Origin of the sequence: Micromonospora globispora (assembly GCF_003857015.1) — a bacterium.
GTDB lineage: Bacteria > Actinomycetota > Actinomycetes > Mycobacteriales > Micromonosporaceae > Micromonospora > Micromonospora globispora.
Map to the genome: position 1 here is coordinate 1 of NZ_QGGF01000132.1, position 4,033 is coordinate 4,033.

Sequence of the window (4,033 nt, forward strand, 5' to 3'; positions counted from 1 at the left end):
CGCCCGACGCCGTCCCCTCCTCCGACACCGTCCCCCCGGTCGACCCGGCGGGCTGCCGGTCGCCGGAGTGAGCGTCGGCTCGACACCGAGGACGCATCCGTGACCGCAGCCGCCGTACCGGCAGCCTCGCCCGCCTCGACGGGCGAGCAGCCCGGCGTGCGCCTGGCCCGGTCCCGGCGCAACGCCGAGCTGTCGCTGCTCATGCTGGCGATGGTGCTGGTGGCCGCGTACGCGGCGACCGTCGAGGCGAACGTGCTCGACACGGTCACCTCGGACTTCTGGATGCCGGCCGCCGCGCTGGGGTTGGTCTTCCTCGGCCTGCACCTGGTCATCCGGTGGCTGGCGCCCTTCGCCGACCCGGCGCTGCTGCCCGCGGTCGCCCTGCTCAACGGCATCGGGGTGGGCTTCCTGCGCCGGTACGACCTGGCCAAGGCCGCCCCGGCGGACCGGGCGGACCTGGCCATCTTCGCCGGTACGGGTGGCCGGCAGCTCGCCTGGACGCTCGCCGCCGTGATTCTGGCCGCCGGGCTGCTCGCGATCATGCGGGACCACCGTTCGCTCTCCCGGTACGCGTACACCCTGGGGCTGGCCGGCATCGTGCTGGTGATGATCCCGGCGGTGCTCCCGGCCCGGTTCTCCGAGATCAACAACGCCAAGCTCTGGATCCGGATCGGCGGGTTCTCCATCCAGCCGGGTGAGTTTGCCAAGCTGGCCCTGCTCGCCTTCTTCGCGTACTACCTGGTCCGCAAGCGTGAGGTGCTCTCGCTGGCTAGCCGGCGGGTGCTCGGCATCGACTTCCCGCGGGGCCGCGACCTCGGCCCGGTGCTCGTGGTCTGGATGATCAGCCTCCTGGTCCTGGTCTTCGAGAAGGACCTGGGCACCTCGCTGCTCTACTTCGGCATGTTCGTGGTGACGCTCTACATCGCCACCGAACGGGTGAGCTGGCTGCTGATCGGTCTGGTGCTCTTCTTCGGCGGCGCCTACCTGGCGTACCTCCTCGGCAGCACGGTCGGCGGCCCGTTCCTCAACTTCTACGACCGGGCGCAGATCTGGTTGGACCCGTTCGCCGAGCCGTACGACCGCGGCTACCAACTCGTGCAGGGCCTGCTCACCCTCGGCACCGGCGGCCTCTTCGGCGCCGGCCCGGGTGGCGGCCAGCCGACCCTGCTGCCCGAGGTGCAGACCGACTTCATCTTCGCCGGCATCGGCGAGGAGATCGGCCTCTTCGGCCTCTCCGCTCTGCTGGTGGTCTACCTGCTGATCGTCGAGCGCGGTCTGCGGGCGGCGCTGGCCGTACGGGACTCGTTCGGCAAGCTGCTCGCCGGCGGTCTCGCCTTCACCCTCGGCCTCCAGGTCTTCGTCATCGTCGGCGGGATCAGCAAGCTCATCCCGCTGACCGGCCAGACCACCCCGTTCCTCTCCGCGGGCGGCTCGTCGCTGATGGCGAACTGGCTGCTCATCGCGGTCCTCCTCCGGGTCTCCGACGGTGCCCGGCGGCCGGTGACCGGGGGCGGCCCGGCGGTCCGCCCGACCGGTGGCCCGCCGGAGCAGCTGCACGGTGCCCCCACGGAGGTGATCCGGCCGTGAACGCACCCCTGCGCCGCGTCGGCGTGGTCGTGATGATCCTGTTCGGGCTGCTCTTCGCCAACCTGAACTGGATCCAGGCCTACAAGGCCGACGAATACCGCAACAGCGACTACAACGGCCGGGTCCAGGTCGCCGAGTACGAGCGCAAGCGCGGCAACATCGAGGCCGGCGGCACCGCGCTGGCCACCAGCAAGGTGACCAGCGGCAAGCTGAAGTTCCTGCGCACCTACCCGGAGGGGGAGACGTACGCGCACGTGCTCGGCTACAAGCCGGTCAACCTCGCCGACACCGGCATCGAGCGGACCGAGAACGACTTCCTCGCCGGCACCAGCGACCAGCTGTTCGGCAACCGGGTGAAGGACATGTTCACCGGGGACAAGACCGGCGGCGGCAACGTGCTGCTGACCATCTCCAAGCGGGCCCAGGAGACGGCGTACAAGCAGCTGCAGGACAACCAGGTCGGGGCGACCAAGGGCGCGGCGATCGCGATCGACCCGCGTACCGGGGCGGTGCAGGCGCTGGTCTCGATGCCGAGCTTCGACCCGAACCCGCTGGTCAGTCACGACACCAACGAGGCTGCGGCCGCGTACAACAAGCTGGAGAAGGACCCGGACCACCCGCTGGCGAACCGCGCGCTGTCGGAGACGCTGCCGCCGGGCTCCACCTTCAAGGTCATCGTGTCGGCGGCGGCGCTGGAGAACGGCCTCACCAAGGAGACCAGAATCCCGGCCGGCGCGAGCTGGACCCCGCCGACCTCCGGGCAGCCGATCCGCAACGCCGCCGACTCGATCTGCCCGCAGGACCAGGTGAGCCTGGTCCAGGCGCTCACCGAGTCCTGCAACACCGGCTTCGCCCAGCTCGGCGTGCGGCTCGGTGCCGACAAGCTCAAGGAGAAGGCCCGCCAGTTCGGCTTCGAGCAGGAGGACCTCACGGTCGGGCATCTCGGTAAGGGCGGACTGCCGGTGGCGGCCAGCCGGACCGGTGACATGGAGGCCCCCGGCGGGGCCACCGACCCGGCCGCCCTGGCCCAGTCCTCCATCGGCCAGCGGGACGTGCGGATGACCCCGCTGCAGGGCGCGCTGATCGCCGGGGCGGTCGCCAACGGCGGCAGCCAGATGCGGCCGTACCTGGTCAAGCAGCTGCTCGCCCCGGACCGCACCACCAGCTACTACACCGCCGAGCCGCGGCAGCTGCGCCAGCCGGTCAGCGGTCAGGTCGCCGACGACCTGCGGGAAATGATGGTCAGCGTGGTCGAGAACGGCACCGGCAAGTCGGCCCGCATCGACGGCTACACCGTCGGCGGCAAGACCGGTACCGCCCAGTCCGGCCCGAACACCCCCGACCACGGCTGGTTCATCGGCTTCGTTCTGGACAAGAACGACAAGGCGATCTCCGCCGTCTGCGTGGAGTTGGAGCGGGCCGGCAGCGGCGGCAGCCACGAGGCGGCCCGGATCGCCGGCAAGATCATGGCCGCGGTGATCGCCGACTCCAGGGGCCGTTGACATGCTCAGCCCGGGGGTGCAGCTCGGCAGCCGCTACCGCCTCGACGAGCGGATCGCCAGCGGTGGCATGGGCGACGTCTGGCGTGCCACCGACCAGGTGCTGGGCCGTACGGTCGCGGTGAAGAGCCTGCTGCCCGCGCTGCTCGACGAGCCGGGCTTCGCCGAGCGGTTCCGTGGCGAGGCGCGCACCATGGCGACCATCAACCACCCCGGCGTGGTGGACGTCTACGACTTCGGCAGCGACCAGCACGTCGCCTTCCTGGTGATGGAGTACGTGGAGGGCGACGCGCTGTCGGCGACGCTGAGCCGGGTCGGTCGGCTCACCCCGGCGCGGACGATGGCCCTGCTGGCCCAGGCGGCCGACGCGCTGCACGCCGCCCACGAGAAGGGCATCGTGCACCGGGACGTGAAGCCCGGCAACCTGCTGGTCCGGCCGAACGGCACGCTGGTGCTCACCGACTTCGGCATCGCCCGTTCCGACCTGGTCGGCCAGCTCACCGCCGCCGGCTCGGTGCTCGGCACCGCGTCGTACATCTCGCCCGAGCAGGCCACCGGCGCGGTCGCCACCCCCGCCTCCGACGTGTACGCGCTCGGTGTGGTGGCGTACCAGTGCCTGGCCGGTCGGCGTCCCTTCGAGGGGGACAACCCGCTCGAGATCGCCATGAAGCACGTCCGCGAGACGCCGCGCCCGCTGCCGAGCGACATCCCGCCGCAGGTGAAGGCGATCGTGGAGCGCGCCCTGGCCAAGGATCCGGCCGCCCGCTGGCCGAGCGCCGCGGCGTTGGCCAGCGTCGCCCGGCAGGCGAAGGTCGCCCTGTCCCAGCAGGCGCGGGCCGGCGTCCATCCGGGGCCGATCTCCGGCGTACCGGCCTCGCCGGCCGCGCCCTCGGCCCGGGCCCAGGTCCCGGCGGCGTCCCGGCAGCACCATCCGCCGGCGGCGGCAC

General features: G+C 71.8%; 3 protein-coding genes. All 3 read left to right on the forward strand.

Going from position 1 to position 4,033, the window contains the following annotated elements; genetic code table 11:
* Nucleotides 1–201 precede the first annotated feature (201 nt).
* Nucleotides 202–1,587 (forward strand): FtsW/RodA/SpoVE family cell cycle protein, encoded by a 1,386-nt coding sequence (locus DKL51_RS04720; RefSeq protein WP_243420906.1) that lies wholly within the window; start codon nucleotides 202–204, stop codon nucleotides 1,585–1,587.
* Nucleotides 1,584–3,089: a peptidoglycan D,D-transpeptidase FtsI family protein gene (locus DKL51_RS04725; protein WP_124811769.1), complete on the forward strand. Its 1,506-nt coding sequence runs from the start codon at nucleotides 1,584–1,586 to the stop codon at nucleotides 3,087–3,089. Before DKL51_RS04720 ends, DKL51_RS04725 begins: the two co-directional genes overlap by 4 nt.
* Before the next feature lies 1 nt (nucleotide 3,090).
* The coding region (locus tag DKL51_RS04730) for a serine/threonine-protein kinase (RefSeq protein ID WP_148097726.1) at nucleotides 3,091–4,033 on the forward strand (943 nt) is incomplete at its 3' end.